The sequence below is a fragment of the Hymenobacter sp. genome (assembly GCF_036387835.1).
Lineage (GTDB): Bacteria > Bacteroidota > Bacteroidia > Cytophagales > Hymenobacteraceae > Hymenobacter.
This window is the reverse complement of record NZ_DASVSY010000026.1, coordinates 17,441-37,983: the sequence shown is the minus strand read 5'-3', so window position 1 is coordinate 37,983 and position 20,543 is coordinate 17,441. Positions and strand designations below refer to the sequence as shown.

General features: G+C 55.9%; 19 protein-coding genes and 1 tRNA gene. 13 read left to right on the top strand and 7 right to left on the bottom strand.

What is annotated here, in order from left to right; translation table 11 throughout:
• Window positions 1-115: 115 nt before the first annotated feature.
• The 4 genes from VF639_RS05315 to VF639_RS05300 all read right to left on the bottom strand — a co-directional run bounded on the left by VF639_RS05315 (window position 116) and on the right by VF639_RS05300 (window position 2,195).
• Window positions 116-197 (bottom strand) — tRNA-Leu (locus VF639_RS05315).
• A gap of 19 nt (window positions 198-216) precedes the next feature.
• Window positions 217-753, bottom strand: a complete 537-nt coding sequence (gene hscB, locus VF639_RS05310; protein ID WP_331144844.1) for a Fe-S protein assembly co-chaperone HscB — start codon at window positions 751-753, stop codon at window positions 217-219.
• Between the two features lie 191 nt (window positions 754-944).
• Window positions 945-1,238, bottom strand: coding sequence for a putative quinol monooxygenase (locus VF639_RS05305; protein ID WP_331144843.1), 294 nt, complete (start codon window positions 1,236-1,238; stop codon window positions 945-947).
• A 162-nt stretch (window positions 1,239-1,400) separates the two neighbouring features.
• The gene (locus tag VF639_RS05300) at window positions 1,401-2,195 is read right to left on the bottom strand and encodes an SAM hydrolase/SAM-dependent halogenase family protein (protein WP_331144842.1); all 795 of its coding nucleotides are present in this window, start codon (window positions 2,193-2,195) and stop codon (window positions 1,401-1,403) included.
• Between the two features lie 119 nt (window positions 2,196-2,314).
• Between VF639_RS05300 and VF639_RS05295 the strand changes: the two genes are divergently transcribed.
• From VF639_RS05295 to VF639_RS05235, 13 genes are all read left to right on the top strand, one after another.
• A complete protein-coding gene (locus VF639_RS05295) occupies window positions 2,315-3,436 on the top strand; it encodes a PhoH family protein (RefSeq protein ID WP_331144841.1) in 1,122 nt (373 codons plus the stop codon).
• 155 nt (window positions 3,437-3,591) lie between these two features.
• Window positions 3,592-4,020 (top strand): GNAT family N-acetyltransferase, encoded by a 429-nt coding sequence (locus VF639_RS05290; RefSeq protein WP_331144840.1) that lies wholly within the window; start codon window positions 3,592-3,594, stop codon window positions 4,018-4,020.
• A gap of 158 nt (window positions 4,021-4,178) precedes the next feature.
• Window positions 4,179-6,437, top strand: a complete 2,259-nt coding sequence (locus tag VF639_RS05285; RefSeq protein ID WP_331144839.1) for a ComEC/Rec2 family competence protein — start codon at window positions 4,179-4,181, stop codon at window positions 6,435-6,437.
• 162 nt (window positions 6,438-6,599) lie between these two features.
• Entirely contained in the window at window positions 6,600-7,412 is an 813-nt protein-coding gene (locus tag VF639_RS05280) for an enoyl-CoA hydratase/isomerase family protein (RefSeq protein ID WP_331144838.1), read from the top strand.
• 205 nt (window positions 7,413-7,617) lie between these two features.
• Window positions 7,618-8,145, top strand: coding sequence for a sterol desaturase family protein (locus VF639_RS05275; RefSeq protein WP_331144837.1), 528 nt, complete (start codon window positions 7,618-7,620; stop codon window positions 8,143-8,145).
• Window positions 8,146-8,147: 2 nt separating this feature from the next.
• The gene (locus tag VF639_RS05270) at window positions 8,148-9,053 is read left to right on the top strand and encodes a MerR family transcriptional regulator (RefSeq protein WP_331144836.1); all 906 of its coding nucleotides are present in this window, start codon (window positions 8,148-8,150) and stop codon (window positions 9,051-9,053) included.
• A 298-nt stretch (window positions 9,054-9,351) separates the two neighbouring features.
• A complete protein-coding gene (locus tag VF639_RS05265; protein WP_022823815.1) occupies window positions 9,352-9,867 on the top strand; it encodes a sigma-70 family RNA polymerase sigma factor in 516 nt (171 codons plus the stop codon).
• Window positions 9,868-10,164: 297 nt separating this feature from the next.
• Window positions 10,165-11,673: a phytoene desaturase family protein gene (locus VF639_RS05260; protein WP_331144835.1), complete on the top strand. Its 1,509-nt coding sequence runs from the start codon at window positions 10,165-10,167 to the stop codon at window positions 11,671-11,673.
• Window positions 11,674-11,806: 133 nt separating this feature from the next.
• Window positions 11,807-12,649, top strand: coding sequence for a phytoene/squalene synthase family protein (locus tag VF639_RS05255; protein ID WP_331144834.1), 843 nt, complete (start codon window positions 11,807-11,809; stop codon window positions 12,647-12,649).
• Window positions 12,650-12,893: 244 nt separating this feature from the next.
• Window positions 12,894-13,352, top strand: coding sequence for a hypothetical protein (locus tag VF639_RS05250; protein WP_331144833.1), 459 nt, complete (start codon window positions 12,894-12,896; stop codon window positions 13,350-13,352).
• A gap of 466 nt (window positions 13,353-13,818) precedes the next feature.
• On the top strand, window positions 13,819-15,033 hold the full coding sequence (locus tag VF639_RS05245) for a carboxypeptidase-like regulatory domain-containing protein (protein WP_331144832.1): 1,215 nt from the start codon (window positions 13,819-13,821) through the stop codon (window positions 15,031-15,033).
• 109 nt (window positions 15,034-15,142) lie between these two features.
• On the top strand, window positions 15,143-15,991 hold the full coding sequence (locus VF639_RS05240) for a 4-hydroxy-3-methylbut-2-enyl diphosphate reductase (RefSeq protein ID WP_331144831.1): 849 nt from the start codon (window positions 15,143-15,145) through the stop codon (window positions 15,989-15,991).
• Between the two features lie 212 nt (window positions 15,992-16,203).
• Complete coding sequence (locus VF639_RS05235) at window positions 16,204-16,845, top strand: fatty acid desaturase (protein ID WP_331144884.1); 642 nt, start codon at window positions 16,204-16,206, stop codon at window positions 16,843-16,845.
• A 143-nt stretch (window positions 16,846-16,988) separates the two neighbouring features.
• Here the strand turns inward: VF639_RS05235 and VF639_RS05230 are convergent, their stop codons facing one another.
• The 3 genes from VF639_RS05230 to VF639_RS05220 form a co-directional block, all read right to left on the bottom strand.
• The gene (locus tag VF639_RS05230) at window positions 16,989-17,375 is read right to left on the bottom strand and encodes a heavy-metal-associated domain-containing protein (protein WP_331144830.1); all 387 of its coding nucleotides are present in this window, start codon (window positions 17,373-17,375) and stop codon (window positions 16,989-16,991) included.
• Window positions 17,376-17,604: 229 nt separating this feature from the next.
• A complete protein-coding gene (locus tag VF639_RS05225; RefSeq protein ID WP_331144829.1) occupies window positions 17,605-19,932 on the bottom strand; it encodes a TonB-dependent receptor in 2,328 nt (775 codons plus the stop codon).
• A gap of 99 nt (window positions 19,933-20,031) precedes the next feature.
• Complete coding sequence (locus VF639_RS05220; protein ID WP_331144828.1) at window positions 20,032-20,481, bottom strand: HYC_CC_PP family protein; 450 nt, start codon at window positions 20,479-20,481, stop codon at window positions 20,032-20,034.
• Window positions 20,482-20,543 lie beyond the last annotated feature (62 nt).

The following is a 20,543-nucleotide window of genomic DNA, read 5'->3' as shown; positions in this document are numbered from 1 at the left end:
TCACCTCTGGTAAATCCCAATTGGGCTAAACGCAAAAAAGCCTCAAAAACTGCATCTGCGAACAGATTTACAGCTTTTGAGGCTTGCTTTAGTGAGGGGCGTTAGCCCTTCCAGGTACCCAGAGCCGGAGTCGAACCGGCACACCTTGCGGTATTGGTGTTTGAGACCAACGCGTCTACCGGTTCCGCCATCTGGGCTTCACTTCGCTCCTTCGTTTCAGGAGCGGGCTGCAAACTTAGTTAGACTTTCGCGAATGCGCAACAGGTAGCGCTTCTTCAAATAATAGGTTTGTATTTGGCGTAGAGCCTGAGGCCGGGTATCAACCGGTAGGCCCGGATAGCCAGCCAACACCGGCTCAATTCCTGCATCTAGCGTCTGAGTCAAGGCATTAACTTCATTTTCGACCCGCTTAGCTGCCTCCGGATCCGGCTCGAATTCCAGCTCCATTATCTGCTCGTTCAGGTCCATCACTTCCATTAAAAAATCTGAAGGCATCTCCTGTTTTCCCTCTTCCAGCAGCCCGTGCTGGCTTAAAATGTAAGCCATCCGCAAGTCAGCATCGGAGAGGGTACGGTAGGCGTTGGTGTTCAGCGTGGCCAGCCGCAGGATCTCCTGCTGCCGCTCCGGACTAGCCGTGGCGTGGAAATCGGGGTGATATTCGCGGCTCAAGGCGTAGTAGCGGTGCTTCAAGGCTGCTTCGTCCGGCTGAAAAGTTTCGGGTAGACCGTAGAACTCGAAATAGTTGGTGTCCATAGCTAGCAATACAGCCTTTGCTGATTAAGGTTGGCGCTTTCTTGTTCTTCGGTGTCCTCGCTGTGCTTATCTATGCTAAATCGATAAGCCAAGAATCTGTCTGGCCAGGAGAGCTTGCTGAGTCTTGCTGGCTTATATAAAATCCTGCGAAGGGGAGGGTTTGGGGCAGACACAAGCTCATTTGCCCTTAGCTAGTAAGGCGGGACTTGGTGCACCGAAAACGCCTGGGCCGGAGCAGTAAACAGCGCCTTGGTAGCAGGCCACACCTGTCCAAACAACACAGAGCGGCGGTAGGCATTCAACGCCTCCTCGGATTCCCAATGACTATGCGTGCAATAAATATGCGGCTGGTCGGCGTCCTGCCACAATTCCAGAAAGCGGCAGCCTGGCATCTGGCGAATCTGATCTTGAGAATTACGATAAATCTCTAGAAAGGCCGGGACTTGCTCAGGCGCGAATGTCATGCGCACAACTCGGATTAGCATGTAAAAGGATTTACGGTTAGCTTGTCTTCTAACATTTCAAGCTCGTAAAAGTAAAGCTCTCCTATTTAACATAATATAAAAACAAAAACAGAAGCTTAATTTCTGAGTAAATAACGAGGTTTTAGTTGAACCAGAAATTAGTTTTTACTAAGCAAGGTGCCTTTACTGCCCGTCTACCGGGAAGCGCAAATCGACTTGTGAGTCGAAATGCAAGCCAAGCAGTTCCGAGGCGTTGCCTTGATTGATGCCGATGCAAAGCTGGCCTTGACTGTTGAAAATGCACACCGCTTCGCCCGGGTCAGAGGCTTGGAAATGGGCGGCAATTTCGCGGACTGTTTCGCGGGCGAAATGGATGGTGAACGGGCGAGTGCGGCCGATAACTTCCACTGCTTGGCGAGTGATGTCAGTAACCAAGTTGCCGTAATGATCGACGTGCACCACGTGGCCGGTGATGCGGTTGTCTTGGAGGCGCACTTGGCGGTTGAGCAACTGGTAAAGCTGCGTAGTGGTGGGTCCGAGGTCGGTTAGCAGGCCTCCCTGAGCTAAGTGCACGGCGGCGGGGGCTAGCAGGTCGCGGGTGGGGGAGGCAGTGAGGGCAGCAGCTGTTCCCAAACTTACTAGCTCCTCGGGTTGGCCATCGCAAAGCAGGGCCAGGACGCCATTATCGGCGGCTACGAAGTAATGTCCTTCGTACAAGCCTGCGTGCCAGGCCGCGCGTGGGCCACCCAAATCGTTGACACCGATGAGGTGGACGGTGCCCGCCGGGAAGTCACGGAATACCGCATTTAGAACGTGAACGGCGTGCGCGATGTTGAAGGGTTCAATAGCGTGCGAAATGTCGAGCACCGGCATGGTCGGAGCTAATTGCAGAATCCGTGCCTTTACGGCCGCCACGTAATGGTCGCGGTAGCCAAAGTCAGACAGAAACGTAATCAATCCCATTGCCGGAAATTCCAAGTTCTTCGTACTATTGTTTTAGTGCCCTCCAAGGGCGGCAAAAGTAGGCTATTTGCCGGAACCGATGTTCTTCAAGCGCTTTCATTTCACTCAACTTCCTAGTCCCCACCACCCCTAATTTGGTAGAGAAAGTCATCACGCTCGAAAACGTGTCCCTGATTGATTTCCTGGGACCCGATAACCAGAATATCCGTCAATTAGCGGCGGCTTTTCCTGGAAGCAAAATTATTTCCCGCGGCAACGAGATTAAAATACAGGGCCAAACGCCCGTCATCAGCCGTATCAACGATATTCTGTCGGCCCTGCTGGAACATTATCACCAGTACGGACAAATCACCGACAAAACAGTGTACCAGTACCTTTCCTCGTCCGATGAGGACCAGCAGGACCGCCTGCTCGCCGCCTCGCCCGATGTGATTCTGTTTGGGGCCAAAGGCGGCGTTATTAAAGCTAAAACAGCCAACCAGCAGCGGCTTGTTGATGCCGTTATGCGCCATGACCTGGTGTTTGCGCTCGGGCCAGCCGGTACGGGCAAGACGTATATTTCGGTGGCATTAGCCGTGCGGGCGCTTAAAAACAAAGAGGTCAAGAAAATCATCATTTCGCGTCCCGTAGTGGAAGCCGGCGAAAGCCTCGGTTTCCTGCCCGGCGACCTGAAAGATAAGATTGACCCGTATCTGCGACCCATTTATGATGCGCTCGAGGACATGCTGCCGCCCGAGAAGTTCAAGTTCTACATGGAGAACAAGACCATCGAAATAGCCCCGCTGGCGTACATGCGCGGCCGGACGCTCAACAATGCTTTCGTGCTCCTCGATGAGGCCCAAAACACCACGCCTTCGCAGCTGAAGATGTTTCTGACCCGAATGGGCCCGACGGCCAAGGTGATGGTGAACGGTGACCGCAGCCAGATTGACTTGCCCACCAAACAGAAATCCGGCCTGATTCAAGCACTGGATATTCTGAAGGATGTAAGTGGTATTGGGTTCGTGGAAATGAGCTCGGAAGACGTGGTACGCCACCGCCTGGTGAAGTCCATCGTGCTGGCCTACGACAAGTTCGACGTGGACACTCAGCACGAGCAGGCTAACTCCATCAACCGGCCCATCCGCGAAGCGCAGCCCTACCGTCGGCCCAACAATCCCGGCTCCGCCGCCTCCGACCCGGGCCGGCATCCTGATACCCGTCCCGAGGACGATGGTACCCAAAAACTACCCGTAAACCAGGAGCAGCAACTGTAAAGCAAGCTGAAGCTTTAGGTGACCTTGTTTTTATTACAACAAAAAGCGGCTTCCCATGGAAGGCCGCTTTTTTTATTTCATTCTTACTTTCGCTGACCAATTCGAAAACGGAATTCATCCGTAAAATTCGATTAATCCGTCTAAATCCGTGATTCATGGAAGCCCAACGTATTTCTGCGCCCCAAGATCTTGATGCGGCATTTGCTATCCGCCGGGAAGTGTTTGTGATAGGGCAAAACGTGCCCGCCGAAGAAGAGTATGATACCCATGATGCAGCCGGCGCTACGCACTATTTGGCCCGTGCGGCGGATGGTACGCCCTGCGGAGCTGCCCGCTGGCGTAAAACCGATGCGGGGGTAAAACTAGAGCGTTTTGCCGTGCTAACAGAGTATAGGAACCAACAAGCAGGTGCCGCCTTACTCGAACAGGTGTTGAAGGATGTGGATGCGCAATACCCGGACACTAAAGTCTATTTGCACGCGCAGCTGCCAGCCGTGCGGTTCTATGAGCGGCACGGGTTCGAGAAAGAAGGAGAAATGTTCGAGGAGTGCGATATTCAACATTTCAAGATGGTCCGGCGCTAAGGCAAAGCAGCCTTTCTGTTCCCTGTTGCTTGGCCAGAAGTACCATTCTCGGGAGGTGGGCGCGGCGGCTTACGCAAAACGCCTTGGTGCCTGGGCCGGAAGGTCTTAGCTGAAGTATTACTTTAGAAGAATTACGGTGTTCTATCGCGGGCTTATTTATGAATAATACCTTCCAGTGGGCTTCCTACGCCTTTGTGCGTCTAACGCTCGCCTTGATGGCGGGCATCCTAACCTACCTCTATTGGGGGGAGAGGCTGCCGCCGCTGCTAGGACCACTGCTGGGGTTGGTGGTCCTCTTCGGAGCTGGGCAGTATTGGGCGAGCCGGCAGCGGGAAGCCGGCGCTACCGATGCCGCCGGCCTGTTAGCTATGGCCGCAGTGTATGTGGCAGGAGCAGCCCTGACGCAGCAGGCAACCGAGTCGCGGGCAGCAAATCATGTGTATCGATTCAGTGATAAGATCGAGTTCTACCGGGCCGTAGTAGACGACTATACCGTGGTGCGGCCTACTACCTACGCTACCACGCTGCGGGTTTCGGCGGTGCGGGTTGCAGGGAAGTGGCAGACGGCGGTGGGGGGCATCCGCGTTTCCATACCGCGCGATTCGGGCGTGGTGGCGCCCCGGTACGGCGACGTATGGCTGGTGCGGGGTGCCCCTGCCCCGAGTAAGGCACCTCTCAACCCCGGCGAGTTCGACTACCGCCGCTACCTGGAGTACCACCAGGTCTACCACCAGCAGTTTGTGCACCCCGATCAGTACCGGAAAATGGGCACGGCTCCCCCTAGTGCCCTACGCGCCGTGGCCATGCACACGGCGCAAGTGCTCGACGGTGTGTTCCGGCAGTACGTGCACGCCAAGCGCGAATACGCGCTGGCTTCGGCGCTGGTACTGGGTATCAAAGACGATGTCGACCAGGAAACCAAGCAGGCCTACGCCAACACGGGAACTACCCACATCATGGCGGTTTCGGGCTTGCAAGTAGGACTGTTGTTTGGGGCCGTGACGTGGCTGTTGAGTTTGGTGCCGGGGCGGCGCGGCGCGATGTTTCGGCTGGTGTCGGCGCTGCTCGGCTTGGGTGGTATCTGGAGCTATGCCTTCCTGACGGGCTTGTCGGCGTCGGTGCTGCGGGCGGCCGTGATGTTCACGTTTATTGTGGTGGCGCGGGCCAGCGGACGGCAAACCAACATGATTAATACGTTGGCGGTGGCTGCTTTTTGTTTGCTCTGCTACGACCCGTATCTGTTGTGCGACGTAGGGTTTCAGCTGTCTTTTCTGGCGGTTGTCAGCATTGTGTACCTGCAACCGCGCATTGTGGCGTGGCTGGATGTGAAGGGCTATTTTCTAGCCAAAACGCGCCCCTGGCAATCAAAAGGAGTCCAGTGGTTTTGGCGAAAAACGAGTTGGGCTCTGGATTTAACCTGGCAGGCCACGGCGCTTTCCTTGGCCGCGCAGGTGGCTACGTTTCCGTTGGGCCTCTACTATTTTCATCAGTTTCCGCTCAGCTTCCTGCTCTCCAACCTCGTGGCCGTGCCTATTTCGTGTTGGGCAGTATATGCCGGCATGCTATTGCTGGCGACGAAGCTACTTACTGCTGGCCTCAGCTTGCTATTGCCCTCCGCTAGTACTGTAATGGATGTGCTGCCACAGGGCATAGGCTTAGTTTTTGAATTATTAATTCGTTGGTTCAACAATTACATCTTCTGGATTGGCCGCGCTGTGCCTGGCGCTTTGATTTCGGGTGTGCACGTCACGGCGCCGCAGGCGTGGCTGATTTTCGCCATCATTCTGGTGCTGCTGGCGTTTGCGGCACGGCGGCATTTAGCCTGGCTTGGGCTGGCGTGTGGGCTGATGGCAGTGTTTGCCGGCAACCGCGTGTGGGCCACCCACCGCCTCGCCCCCGACGAGCGCCTGATTTTCTATAGTATTCCGCGCCGGTCGGTGGTGGGGTTCTGGCAGGGCGCCGCCGCCCATATCGTAACCGTCGATTCGCTGCCCCTCAAGGAGTCGGAGCGTACTTACCGCATTGTACCGGGCGTTATTGAGCGCGAGGCCCGGCAGGTGAGCTACCATACCGGCTGGCAAAGTAGTCCGGTGCCCGCTGCTGGTACCGATGGTAGCGGGGTGCTGCTAACCGTATGGCGTGGGGTGCGCGTGGCGTTTGTATCGGGCCGCCTCGATGGGGCCCGGCAAGCTAGTCCGGTTGATATTGTGGTGCTGCGCCGTAACGCCCGCGTTTTGCCCGAAACACTGGCCGCGGTTTTTGGCTCGTCTCCGACTATTATTTTCGATTCTTCCTGTAAATCCTGGTACGTTGCATCACTGCGCCCGAAGCTGCAACTAGCTGGCTGGCAGACACATGATCTAACGGAGCAGGGTGCTTACAGCCGGAAGCCGGTTTCGGCAGCGACCAGAAACTAAGGCCCAACGAAACCGGTTTGCCTACTAGCGCGCTATATAGTTTTAAGAGCGCCTCCTTTTTGTTAGGTTTGGTTGATACCGATCTACCTCCGCGTTGCCCGGCCGTACGACTTTGTCCTACCAGCCGCGCCGCTTCTCACCGTTGTCTTAACCCTGAACCCTATGGATAATATGCCCACCCAAGAGCTGGAAGCCTTGCGCTTCATTCGCTACGAGGCGCAAGACGCCATTGGCTATATAACCCTCAATCGTCCCGAGAAACGTAATGCCCTCAGCGCCGAGATGGTAAGTGAGCTGAAGCTGGCCTTCGACTTTGCCGAAGACGATGAAGCTTGCAAAGTAGTTGTGCTGCGAGCCGAAGGCGAAGCCTTTTGCGCTGGTGCCGACCTGGCCTACATTCAGGAGCTGCAAGGCTTTGGCTACACCGACAACCTAGCCGATTCCACGCACCTAATGCAGCTGTTTCACCAGATTTACACCCTCAAGAAAGTGGTTGTTGCGCAGGTGCAGGGCCACGCGCTGGCCGGCGGCTGCGGGCTGGCTACCGTCTGCGACTTCGCCTTTGCCGTGCCGGAGGCTCGTTTTGGCTACACCGAAGTGAAGATTGGCTTTCTGCCTTCCATCGTAAGTGTGTTTCTGCTCCGCAAGATAGGGGAGGCCCGTACCAAGCAGCTCCTGCTCACTGGCGACGCTGTTTCGGCCGCGAAGGCACTGGAACTCCACCTCATCAACGAGGTGGTGCCCGCTGAAACGCTGGCTGCACACGTCCACGCCTTCGCGCGGCGGCTGTGCGTCGAAAATTCCAGCCAGAGCATGGAGTTGACCAAGGAAATGCTGGCGCGGATTCCCGAAATGCCGCTGGAAGACAGCTTGCGGTATGCCGCGCAAATGAATGCCGAAGCGCGGGGTACCTTGGATTGCCGCCGGGGTATCGCCGCCTTCCTGGCCAAGGAAAAGATGAATTGGGAAAATTGAGTTTGGTGGTATGAGTTGCAGGCTACGAGTGGTCCTGAAATTCCGTTGTCGCCTGCTATCTGCCAAACAACCGGCTGCCCTACAAGTTAAATGGCAGTCAGTGGTTCGGCAGAGCTCATAGGTTAGCCGTCGAACCACTGTTTTTTTGTTTGCCCGCTTACAACTTCTCCAAACATCTACTCTTTCCTGTGGTTAGCTCATCTATATGACGACAACGGCAGCCGTAGCCACTACCGCGGCTACTTTTCTTGGAATGGAGTTCATTGCGTGGTTTATGCACAAGTTTGTGTTGCATGGGCCACTGTGGTTTTTGCACCGCTCGCACCACGTCCGACATCCGCACCACTTCGAGCGCAACGATTTTTTCTTTCTGTTCTACGGAGCCCTTTCGGCGCTGCTAATCGTGTATGGCACCCCCGAGAAAGACTTTCGTTTCTGGATGGGAGTAGGCATTGCAGCGTACGGCACCTTGTACTTCTTCGTGCACGACGTACTGATTCATGGGCGGTTCCGCTTCTGGCGTAAATCGCGCAACACCTACTTGCGAGCCTTGAACATGGCGCACAAAATGCACCACAAAACCACCGGCCGCGACAATTCCGAAGAGTTTGGGTTGCTATGGGTGTCGCCGCGTTACTTTACACTGGCCCTGCGTAAGCCAGCACCTACCCGTACGCTTCGGCAATCGGCGGTTGCCAGCAACCGCAAGCAGTTGGAAGGAAAGGAGGGCTAGCCGTGGGACAATTTTCAATCAGTGACCTCGAGCAGCTTTCCGGTATCAAAGCGCATACGATCCGGATATGGGAGCAGCGCTACGGCATTTTGCGCCCGGTGCGCACCGCCACCAACATCCGCACGTATTGCGACGATGATTTGCGGCGGCTCTTAAATGTCGCCACGCTTTGCAGCCAGGGGCACCGCATTTCCAAAATCGCGCAGCTAAGCGAAGAAGAGCTCGGCCAAGCCGTTATATCCTGCAACGAAGGCATCCACGACTATTGCCAGCAGGTAAATAGCCTGTTGGCCGCTATGCTCGAAATGAACGAGCCGCAGCTTAGCTACCTGCTTAACCAGGCCTCGAAAAACCTAGGCTTCGAGTTGGCCGTCATGCACGTCATATACCCGTTTTTGCAGCGTATAGGCGTGATGTGGCAGGCGGGTAGCGTCAATCCGGCGCAGGAGCACTTGGTTACCAATCTGGTGCGCCAGAAAATGATGGCCGCTACCGATACGCTGCCTCCAGTACAGGCCACCGCAGCGCATCGGTGGGTGTTGTTTCTGCCCGAAGGGGAGATGCACGAATTAGCCTTGTTGTTTATGAACTACGCCTTGCGGGCGCGGGGGCATCATGTGCTGTACTTAGGTCAGAACCTGCCCATTAAAGAGCTACAAGCTGTTTGCGATACTTACCGCCCATACGCCCTCTGTACGGTGATGACGGCCCTTCCTGAGCGCGACCGGGTACAGGACTTTATAAATAAATTGGCGACGCTGTGTCCAAACAAATTGTTGTGCTTCTACGGACCTTTAGCCCACTCCGAAGGGCTGCAAATGCCGAATAACACCATCCGGTTTCGGTATATGCCAGAATTTTTAACGCTCGCCGATGAGCTCCGACTAGTGGCGAGTGTCCAGGAGTAACAAAAAAATAATTCGTTTAAAGCAAATTTTCTGTTGAGATTTTATCTCCAGAAAAGGCATGTTTGTCTGAAATAATCAGGGGTTCATCGAGTATTTCGGGGGTACGGCGGAGTAGGTAAAGTTGGGTGCTGCCGAATTTTATACGTGGCAAATTGCCCTGATAATCAGTCGCTTCGTACTTTGCTAAACGCTATACTAGCAAGTGAGGGGAGGGACGAAAATAGTTGATCCGGCGTTACCCGACTTTAAATTTGGCTCGTATATTTGTTTAACCTTTTGCCACGAAAAGCTAAACAGTATGACCTCTTTGGAATTCACCAGTCAAGTACAGAAGATTTCCTACTCTCTAAAGCCCGTGGCGATGAACCTGACTCGCGACGCCGACGATGCGAAAGATCTGGTTCAGGAGACTCTATTGAAAGCATTATTGAACAAAGACAAGTTTAAAGCTGGTACCAACCTGAAGGCCTGGTTGTATACCATTATGCGCAACACGTTCATCAACAACTACAATAAGATAACGAAGCGCAACAGCAACATTGACAGCACCGAGTACTTCCAGTATTTCAATACCGACGAAAACTATATCACGCACAACGGAGCCACTTCCGACTTCGTAGTAACGGATATCAACCAGGCCATTGCCGGCCTGTCGGCCGACTACCGGACGCCGTTTATGATGTATTACATTGGGTATAAGTACTTGGAAATTGCCGAGAAGCTGCAAATTCCAATTGGCACTGTCAAAAACCGCATTCACATTGCCCGCAAGGAGCTCAAGGATGCGCTTAAGACATACGCCCCCGGCGAGTAGGGAATAGGGAGAGAGTATACCCCGCCCCGGGCGTATCACGGGCCGCGAACGACGCTGTTATAGCGCTGTTCGCGGCCCGGTTTGTTTATCCGCTATTGGTACTGCTCGAACTTGTTTCGTTGATTAATTGGCGAGGATTCAAACCTCTGCCGCCTCTGCCGGTATGACTAGGTATGCTGTTCTGTTACAGCGCAGCTAATACGGCAAATTCCACCTGGTTTAGGGCCAATTCTACACCTTTGTGGCACTGGCATTAGTCGAGCAAGTTCAATCAGCGCAAATCAGTGATTCCGTTCTGTGAGTAAACATGTGATGGTTATTGGCTCCGGTTTCGCGGGCCTGTCAGCGGCTACTTCGTTGGCGCAGCGCGGGTACCGCGTCACTATTCTGGAGAAAAACGAAGGCCCTGGCGGCCGGGCCCGCGTGTTCAAGGCCGAGGGCTTCACCTTCGATATGGGCCCGAGCTGGTACTGGATGCCCGATATATTCGAGCAGTATTTCGCCCGCTTCGGGCGGAAGGTGGCCGATTATTACAATCTGGTGCGGCTGGACCCGTCGTATCAGGTGATTTTCAAAGGCCCGGAGGCAGTGGATATTCCGGCTGCCATGAGCGAGCTGCGGGCGTTGTTCGAGCGCTACGAGCCCGGCAGCGGCGCCCGGCTCGATGAGTTTCTGCGGCAGGCGGCCTACAAGTATGAAGTCGGTATCGGGAAGTTTGTGCACATGCCCGGCCGCTCCCTCCTCGAGTTTGCCGACCCGCGGTTGCTGGTGGACGCCCTGCGGCTTGACTTACTGCAAAGCATGCACAAGCACGTGCGCAAGTTTTTCAAGGATTCGCGGCTGCTGGAACTGGTGGAATTTCCGATTCTGTTCCTTGGGGCTACTTCCGAAAATACCCCCGCCCTGTACTCGCTTATGAACTACGCCGACTTGGCGCTAGGCACCTGGTACCCCATGGGCGGCATGCACAAGATAGTGGAGGGCATGGTGCAGCTAGCGCAAGAGCAAGGCGTAACCCTCGAATACAACCAGGAAGTGTTGCAGATAGCGGTGGAAAACGGCCGTGCCACCGGCGTGCAAACCGCCACCGGCTTCCGGCCCGCCGATATAGTAGTAGCCGGCGCCGACTACCACCACGCCGAGCAGCACCTGCTGGCCCCCGAGTGGCGCCACTACAGCGAAGCTTATTGGGACAAGCGCACCATGGCCCCATCGTCGTTGCTGTTCTATTTGGGCGTGAGCAAGAAGCTCGACAAGCTGCGCCACCACAACCTGTTTTTCGACGAGGATTTTGCCCTGCACGCCGAAGAGATATACGAGCAGCCGAAGTGGCCGAGCCGCCCGCTGTTCTACGCTTCCACCCCGAGCGTGACGGACCCGAGCGTAGCGCCGCCCGGCTGCGAAAACCTGTTTCTGCTGATTCCGGTGGCGCCCAACCTGCCCGATCCCGAAGAAACCCGGGAGCACTATTACCACCTCATCATGGACCGGCTGGAGCGCCACTGCGGCCACAGCATCCGCGACGCGGTGGTGTTCAAGCGCAGCTACGCCCACCAGGACTTCGTGCAGGATTACCACAGCTACAAAGGCAACGCCTACGGCCTGGCTAATACCCTGCGCCAGACCGCCATCCTGAAGCCTTCGCTGAAAAGCAACAAGGTGAGCAACCTCTACTTTACGGGCCAGCTGACAGTGCCCGGTCCGGGTGTGCCCCCTTCGCTTATTTCCGGGCAAGTAGTAGCCGGCGAAATAGAGAAAGAGTTTCCGGTTCCGGCAAAGCCTGTTGTGCCTGAGTTGGCGCACTAAGAACCTATCCGAATAGGTCTTGTCATTCCGACATTCCCTATTCGGATAGCCTCTAAGAACGCTTTTGCTTCTTTCTATTAGAATAGAGAGTTCTATTTATCTTTCGCTCAGTTACTCAGTCACCAACCCCACCTTGGACCACGTTGCTCTTTTCACTGAAACCAGCCGTGCGTGTAGCAAGCTCATCACGCAACGCTACAGCACGTCTTTTACGCTCGGCATCCGCACACTTGATGCGCGGTTTCACTTGCCGGTGTACGCCGTGTATGGCTTCGTGCGGTGGGCCGATGAGATAGTAGATACCTTCCACGACCACGATAAGGCGGCCCTGTTCGCGGATTTCAAGCGGCAGACCGATGAGGCACTGGCACTAGGGCTAAGCCTGAACCCGGTACTGCATGCTTTTCAGGACGTGGTGCACACCTACAACATAGACCGCGAATTCATCGATGCCTTTCTGTACAGCATGGAAATGGACCTCGACGACCGCAGCTACAACCAGTCGTTGTACGAGAAGTACATCTACGGCTCGGCGGAAGTCGTGGGGCTGATGTGCTTGCGCATTTTCTGCGAGGGCGACGAGGCCATGTTTCAGCGGCTGCGGGAGCCGGCGCGCCGGCTAGGCTCCGCATTCCAGAAGGTAAACTTCCTGCGCGACATCCGCTCCGACTACGACGACCGGGGCCGGGTTTACTTCCCCGGCGTAACCTACGAGCGGTTCGACGACAGCGTGAAGCGCGAAATAGAAGCCGATATCCGGGCCGATTTCGATGCCGCTTACGTGGGCATCATGCAGTTGCCTCGCTCGGCCAAGCTCGGCGTCTATCTGGCTTATGTGTACTACCTCAAGCTATTTCATAAAATCCGGCAGTTGCCTGCGGCACGAATCTTGGGTGAGCGGGTGCGCGTCCCCGACAACACCAAGCTGCTTTTGTTGATGGGTTCGTACTTTCGCTACCGTTTGCGAGCTATATGAACTGTCATTCCGACCAAGAAGGAATCTGAATCAGGGCTTAAAAGGCTTCTCAGATTCCTCTTTGGTTGCAATGATAATTTACGCAAAGCAGCTTATCCGTCCACGAATCCTTTGTTGCGTGAAGCCGTACTTCCGTCGTTGCCTTCTTTCTTTTGTTTGCCTTGCCTCACTTTCAGAATTAAAGAGCACACCGGCTCCGGCGCAGCCGTTCCTTGTTCTTGATTCTTCATTCCTACTTGCAAAGATGCCTTACTCCGTTTCCAACTTGCGCCGCCAGTACCAAGAAGCTGCCACCAGCAAAGAAGCCGGCGAAAAGTTTTACCAGCTGATGTCGGCTTACCGGCAGCAGGACGCGGTGGTGTTGGCCTACAAGGCGGCCGCCGAAGCCATCCGGGCCCGCGACGCTTCGATGTTCAACAAGCTGACCTACGTGCAGAGTGCTACCAAGCAATTTGATGAAGCCGTGAAGCTGGATGCCAATAACCCCGAAATCCGCTTCCTGCGCCTAAGCGTGGAAAGCAACCTGCCCACTTTCCTTGGCCTGAGCCCGCACGTCGACGAAGACCGGCAGTTCTTACTTGACACGTTGCTCCAGCACCCCAAGTCCGGCCTCGACGCTGAGTCGTTTGGGCTAGTGCGCGATTTTATGGTTGGGCGCGGCCACGTTTCCGACGCCGATGCGCAGAAGCTGGCCCAGTTGTAGTAAAACCTACTAAGAGTCTATCCGAATAGGTCTTGTCATTCCGACGCAGGAGGAATCTGAGTAGGCTTTTCTGACGGTTTCCTCCTGCGTCGGAATGACAAACACTTGGCCTAGTTGGATAGGCTCTAAGTGAACATAGCAGAAGCTCCCCACGGGAGCTTCTTTTGTATCTGCTTGGTTTGTAAAGTAGCACCGAGCACCGAAAGACTGTCAGATTAGAAAACTAGCTCTAGTTTTTTAAAACCTAAACAAACTGCTTCTGTATCAATACTTGAAACAGAGGCCTAGCACTTAGCTACGCCGACCCTAGTTTGTACTTCCGCATTGCGTGGTACGGCCCGACTCGCTGCTGATAAACAGCCTCTGCACGAGGAAACGTTAGATATTGCTTCTTCGCAGCTGTGCTTATTTTTCGGAGTTCTATTTGCTATATAGCCTTATCGATAGGCAGCTACTTTTTGTTGTTATGAATTCTGGATTGATGAAGCCGCTGATTTTATTGGGTGCTATGCTGGTAGTAGGGCCGGCTGTGCTGGCGCAGAGTATTACTTTGACGGGGCAAGTAGTCGACAACACGCAGCGCCCGATTCCTTATGCCAGCGTAGGCGTGAAGGGCAGTCAGCAAGGCACTGCCACCAACGAAGCCGGCGAGTTTAGCTTGCGGGTTTCCGCATTGCCGCAGCAGCTGGAAGTGCTCAGTATTGGCTATGCGCCTACTACGGTGCAGGTAAGCTCTGCTGCCACCCCCGTAACTATTGTGCTGTCGGCAAATGCCGTGGCCCTGCCCGAAGTACGAGTTCGCAACCCCGAGCAGGAGGCGAAGGAACTGGTGCAACGGGCTTCGGCCAAGCTGCTCCGGCACGAGAAGCAAGCCTATTATGGCAAAGCATTCTACCGCCAGAAAACCCGTCACAACGGCACCTATTGCGAGTTTTTTGACGCGTTCTATGATGTCAAGTTCGATAACCGGCACATCAGTGGGTGGGACTTGGGGGAGAGCCGCTACGCGGTGCGGCCGGGAGGCTTCACGTTCACCAACTTTTCGGCCATTATCAGGGTGGTGCTGCCCACGTTCATTAAAAACCCGCGGCGCGCAAAGCTACTGACGCCGCTTGGGTCGCAGGCGCTACAGCAGTTTGATTTCACTCTAAAGGAAATTCAAACCAGCCAGGGGCGTGAATTAGCTGTGATTCATTTTCAGCCGAAAATGGAAACCACCAAGACCGCTCCAAGCGGCCTACTCTACATCGATAGGCAGACGGCCGCCCTACACCGGCGTGAAATGACGTTTTCGGCCAGTAGCCTGCTAAGTTTGAATGGCCTTCCCGACACCCACATCGAATCAGATGCGTTTCGGGTGGTATCGGATTACACGCCCGTGGCCGATTCGCTCACGCGGCTGGCCAGTACCCGGGCGCAGTGCCGCCTCGTAACACAACAGGCCGACGGTAAAATCGACAGCACGCACATTGCCAGTACTTTCTTTTTCTACCAATACACGCCGCGTTTGGCGGGGCATGCCTATGCCGATGTGCCACGCAAAAGCAAGGACCTGCAACAAGTGATGGCCCGGTCCTACAATCCGGCCTTCTGGCTCGACAACGCCGTAGTGAAAAATAGTCCGCTGGACGAGCAGCTTATCCGGGACTTGGAAGGCCAGCACGTATTTCGGCCAATGTAGCTGAACCATTGGGCGCACATCCGGTTCTAAAGTAGATTACGTATTATTTGTCGCCAGCTGAACGGCAAATTCGCAACCTTCCGACCCTATCCGCGGTTATTCCTGCGTTATGCCGCAACACCTGAGCGTCCGTATAGACCCCAATTCCGGCTTCTGCTTCGGCGTTATCTATGCCATTCAGATGGCCGAAGACATTCTTGATGAGCAAGGCTATCTGTATTGCCTAGGCGATATCGTGCACAATGATGAAGAGGTGCAGCGCCTTGAAAAGCGCGGCCTGCGCATTATTGGCTACGAACAGTTCGAGCAGCTCCGGAACGAGGCCGTCCTGATTCGGGCGCACGGGGAGCCGCCAAGCACCTACCAGATGGCGCTGGAAAACAACCTGACGCTCATCGACGCTTCCTGCCCGGTGGTGCTCAAGCTGCAAAACCGCATCAAAACCAGCTACGACAAGCAGGAGAAGATTTTCATCTACGGCAAGCACGGCCACGCTGAAGTACGCGGCCTCTTAGGCCAGACCAGCGGCAACGCCGTCGTATTCGAGAGCCTCGATGAGCTGCTGCACCACGAGCTGCCGTCCAACATCACGCTCTACAGCCAGACCACCAAAAGCACCGATTCCTTCTACCGCATCAAAGGCGAGCTAGAGCAGCGCGGCTACCAGATCAACGCCAACGACACCATCTGCCGCCAGGTAAGCAACCGCGACAAAGACCTGCGTCGCTTCGCCGAGCAATACGACCAAATCGTGTTTGTATCGGGCACAAAAAGCTCGAACGGCAAGGTGCTCTACCAGGTTTGCAAGGATACCAACCCCGCTACCCACTTCATTTCCAAGGTCGAGGAAATCTGTTCCACCTGGTTCCAGCCGGGCCAATCGGTAGGCATCTGCGGCGCTACCAGCACCCCCATGTGGCTGATGGAACAAGTCCGCGACGCGCTGCTGGCACTGTAGAGAGAATGAGCGAGTGAGTGAGGGAGTGAAGTAGCCTACGGCGCGCTTGGTGCGTATGCGTATGCGTATTCGTTTATCTCCTCAAGTCTTTGTCCTGCTTTTCGTTTATGCCTGAAACACTTCACTCACTCACTCACTCACTTAGTTACTCTGCGCAGCGCGTGAAGCCTGCGCCGCTTGGCTACAAGGGAGTGGCAGTGGCGTTGCTGATAATGGGAGCATGGGCGGGGCTGCTGGCGTTTCTGTTGGCTGCGTACCACCCCGATTGGACCACGCCCTGGCCGTATCTGCTGGCATTGTTGCAAACGCACCTCTATACGGGCCTCTTCATTACCGCCCACGATGCTATGCACGGCGTGGTGAGTCCCAACAAAAAATTAAACAACTTCTTAGGTACCATAGCCGCGGGCCTGTTTGCCTACAACTGGTTCCCACGGATGCTGCCCAAGCACCACCAGCATCACCGCCACGTTGGCACCGACGACGACCCCGACTTCCACGACGGCCACCACCCCGGTTTCCTGCCTTGGTTCGGGCGCTTTGCCTGGAATTACGTCACCGTTTGGCAAGTGCTGCTGATGGCCGCGACCTATAACGTGCTAAAGCTGTTCTTCCCGCAGGTGAATGTTATTGCCTTCTGGATGATACCCGCCGTGCTGGCTACACTGCAACTGTTCTTTTTCGGCACTTACCTGCCACACCGGGGCGAGCATGCCCCCGACAATCCGCATAAGTCGCGCAGCCAGTTTCGGCACCACCTGTGGGCCTTTGTGAGCTGCTACTTTTTCGGGTATCACTACGAACACCACGACCAGCCCTACCTGCCTTGGTGGCGGCTCTGGCAAACTAAGTAGATGCGCGCATAACTGTCGGAGACCATAGTGCGAAGCCGCCGCTTTTCACGAATAGTCACCAAGAAGACATAAAAAGGGCTTCCTGCCAGCAGGAAGCCCTTTTTACATTTCAAGATTACAACAATCGTTGTAAAAATAAGCAGCTAGTTACCGCCAGTATGTACGGCGTTGGTTTTCTTGCAGCACTCGGGAAGACGGCTGTAGGCGCGGGCGTCGGCGGGTTGAGCGTCGGCATCGTAGCCGGTTTGCTGCACGGCAGTGCGCAGGGCCTCAGGATTGGTTTTGTCGGGGCGGTAGGTGACGGTGAGAACTTGCGTAGGGACGTCGAGGACGGCGGCTTGCACACCTTTTTCGTAGGCCATGGCCTTTTCGAGGCGGGTTTTGCACATGTCGCACACCGCGGAGGTTTTTAGCTGTACTTGCTCGGTGCCAGCAGCTTTAGCCTTGGCTTTTGGGGTGGTTTGCGCTTGTGCCACTTGGGCAGTTAATAGCGTGAGCAGGGCCAGCAGGAAGGTTTTAACGAGTTTCATGGGGTATGAAATTTAGCGCCGAAGCGCGGAAAAGCAGATGAAAATTAACAAAAACTGAGTTGTTTAGTAGGCTGTGTCAAGCGTAGCGCGGAAATCCTGTGGTTTCCGTTCCGCGACGAGCGTAGCGAGTTCCTACGCGTATGAGCCACCCGGCGCAGCTCCCGATACTCGCTGCGGAACAAATGTCCTGTAGCTTCCGTGCTACTATCCGCAGTGACGGATTTTCCGACTACTCTATGCGAAAGCGCAGCCCGGCGTAGGTTAGGCGGCCGTAGGTGGGGCCGTAGACCATAGCCGCATCGAAGTTCTGGTCGAAAGGCATGGCGGTGCCTTGAATGGGGTTGGCTTGGCGGTAGTTGGTTAGGTTCTCCACCCCGGCGTATACTTCAAAGCGCTTGAAGGCCCGCGTAAGCTGCGTGTTGAGCAGTGCGAAGCGTGGCGAATAGGGTAAAGTTGATTCGTCGGAGCCGTGCTGGTGGCCTTCCGCGCCGGGGTTTGGTGCCAGGGGCCGTTGTCCGAAACCCTGCACCGTAAAGTCAACCCGCCACTTGTCGAAAGCCGTGGCGTATCCCACGTTCAGGAACAAGCGGTGCGGTACGGTCATTGGCCGGCGCAGCAGCTGGCCGTCGTAGGTGGTCTTCACGTCCAGGTATTTATAGGCGGCTTTGGTGGTCAGGCCTTTGATGGGCTCCACCTGTATTTCAACCTGAAGGCTGCGCGAGAAGGAGCGGCCACCGGGGGCCAGGTTACCCACCAGCAGCAAGCTAGGAGCGGTGTACATGTCGGCTACTGCCTGATTTTGAAATTCGGTGTGGTAATAGTCCACTACGAAGGTGGCGGGCCGGCTCAACACCGTGAAATACTGGGTGACGCTGCCACCCACGTTCCAGGCTTTTTCGGGGCGCAGGTTAGAATCAATCACAAATTCGCGGGCGCTAAGCAACGAGCCGATATTGTCGGCAATAGGGTTGGGCACCCGAAAGCCGGTGCCCGCCGCCAGCCGCAGCACCGAGTTTTTGGTAGCGTCGTACTTCAGGTTGAAGCGGGGCGTAAGCTGCCAGCCGTAGAGGTTGTGTCGGTCGGCGCGCAGGCCCCCGACCAGCGTCAGGTTGCGCGAGTTCTGATAGGTGTACTCCGCAAAAGCGCCGGGCACGTTTTCCAGGCGGTGGCGGTGCTCCCGGGCGTAGCGCGCCTCGGGCGTCTCGTTCAGGTAGCTGATACCATTGCGAAACAGCTCTTGGTAGTCGTCGTGCAGATAACTCAACCCCACCCGGTAGGTGTGGGCCGTGGTGCCCAATACACTCTGAAACAGCAGCGTCGCAAGGCCCGTGCGCTGCGTGCCGTCGTACTCCCGCGGTCCAAACGGCGCTTGCTTGTAGGAGTAGGTGGAGTTGAAGTCGTGGTGGGTGCCGCTCAGCAGCAGCCCGAGGCTCTGGTAAGGGCGGCCCGGCCAAGTGTATGACGTTTTGGCGAAGCCCGTGTACCGGTTGGTGAGGCTGGTGAAGCCATAGTTCTGCTGATACGCATCAACTTCCCCAACCCGAAAGCCGAGCTGCCCGCCTTGCCGCGTTTCGCGCAGGGCGCCTAGTCCGATTTCGGTTACGATGCCCTTGCCCGACAAGTATTTCCACTTGTTGAACACGTTGTATTGAGTAGCCAGCGGCAGGTCCATAAACCCGTCCTTGTTCCGGTCGACGCGGCGGCCGAGATGGTCGGAGTGCAGCAGCAGGGCCGTGGATATTTTCTTGCTGAGGGGCGTGGCCAGGTTTAGGTTGAGGTCGAATTTGCCGAGGTCGTTGCCGTAGGCGTTGAAGAGCAAACGCTCGGCTTTTTCCGGTTCCTTGAGGCGCACGTTTACCTGGCCGGAAATGCTTTCGTAGCCGTTCACCACCGAGCCCATGCCCTTGATGATGTCGATGCTCTCGATCCAGGTACCGGAGAGGTAGTTGAGCCGGTAGGGTGTCGAGAGGCCGCGTAGGGCCGGCAGGTTATCGATGGTCAGCAGCGAGTAAGCGCCATCCAGCCCGAGCAGCTGAATTTGCTTGGCACCCGATACGGCATCAGTGGTCGAAACCTCTACGGCCGCGTTGGTTTCGAAGCTTTCGGCTAGGTTGCAGCACGCCGATTTGGTTAGGTCGCGGCTGGTGATGACCTGCGTATTGGTGGGCGTGAGAGAGGAGTAGGAAGGAGCGCGGCCTTCTACTTTTACCTCGCCCAACTCGGCGCTTGGCCGCAGAGCTACCCGCACATACGGGCTGGCGGTGGCAGCTACGGCAATAGTATCGGCGCGGTAGCCGAGGGCATTGATAACGAGGCGGCTGGCGGCGCGAGCAGGCCGTGGCAAGGCAAAGCTGCCGGCGTTGTCGGTGGTAGCAGCATCGGCGGTACCGAGCCAGCGCACTACGGCACCTGGCAACGGCTTAGCCGCCGCAGCGTCCGTCACCTGGCCCCGAACGGGCGTCAACACATCAGTGGAGGATTGAGCCAGCGCGGCAGCCGAGCCGCTTAGCACAAGGCTAAGCGCAGCCACAAAGCGGGGCCCTAAAGAAGGGTGCATAGTATCAGTAAGTTAGCATTCATTCCCAAGAAAAACAGACCAGCGCTATATTGCGCGGTTGTTTCGAGACCAACCATTCAAGCTGGCGCGGAACGGATGCTAAATCACTAGCACGCCAATAAAAGAAAGCAGTACCCGCCCGGCTCGTAAAGGCGGCGAACTGTCGGCGGCGTGCCAGGCGTCGGCCTGCGCAACGAGCAGGGTAGGGGGCAAGCTAGGCCAGGTGAGTGCGGGCCATCCGGTAGCCACGAAGGGCGAAGGCAGCAGTTTCGCCCATACCATTTCCGGGGTGAGGGCATCCAACTTGTGCAGATGGGCGCTAAAGTCGCAACACCCGGCTTTCAGCTGTGCTTGCCCGGCAGGGCCATAGTGCTTGGTTTCTGACTTGGGTGCCGGGCAGCGGTGTTGTGGCGTGGTAAAAACGACGGAGGTGGTCCGGTTTCCGCTTAGGTGGCAGACATGCTGCTGCACCGTCATTCCCACCGAGGCAGTGAGAACGAGCAACGCCAGCAACGCGCTGAATAACCGATGGAAAAAAGGACGCTTCATCACTGCAAAGGTACAACCGAAACAGCAGCGAAATGGTGCAGCTAATAGCAGCTACAGGGGCA